Source organism: Ureibacillus massiliensis 4400831 = CIP 108448 = CCUG 49529, from assembly GCF_000772965.1.
Classification (GTDB): domain Bacteria; phylum Bacillota; class Bacilli; order Bacillales_A; family Planococcaceae; genus Ureibacillus; species Ureibacillus massiliensis.
The window spans coordinates 1-479 of sequence record NZ_JPVQ01000140.1 but is presented as its reverse complement, the minus strand read 5'-3'; the positions used below and the strand labels follow the sequence as shown (position 1 = coordinate 479).

At 35.5% G+C, this 479-nt stretch carries 1 protein-coding gene; it reads right to left on the bottom strand.

The window, feature by feature from the left end; translation table 11 throughout:
* Positions 1 to 8 precede the first annotated feature (8 nt).
* Positions 9 to 479, bottom strand: a 471-nt coding sequence (locus tag CD30_RS19295; RefSeq protein WP_036180931.1) for an ATP-binding protein, incomplete at its 5' end; no start/stop codon positions are given.

Genomic DNA, 479 nt, shown 5'->3' with positions numbered 1-479 from the left:
TGAGCCACTTAAAGCTGACTATTTTCTAGCCATTCTTTTGTATCTAATATTCGATAAGATGGGCCGACCATGTCAACCATATAGGCTCTATGTGTTAGTCGATCTGTTAAAGCTGCTGTTAAAACTGGATCATGAAATATTTCTTCCCATCGATCAAATGATAAATTACTCGTAACGATGGTGGATGCTCGTCCTGCCCGAAGGGAAAGATGAGTAAATAATAACTCGGCTCCTTCTTTATCAAAGGAGATATAACCTAATTCATCAATGATTACTAAATCATATTTTTCAAACTTCAGTTCAAATGAACGTAACGTTCTTTCAGAACGGCTCTCTTTTAATTGGTTTACTAGAGATGATACCGTTGTGAAAAATACTTTATATCCTGACAAACAAGCTTCAATTCCTAAACCTATTGCTATATGGGTTTTACCTGTTCCAGGTGAGCCAATTAATAGGACATTTTGTTTTTCTTGAAT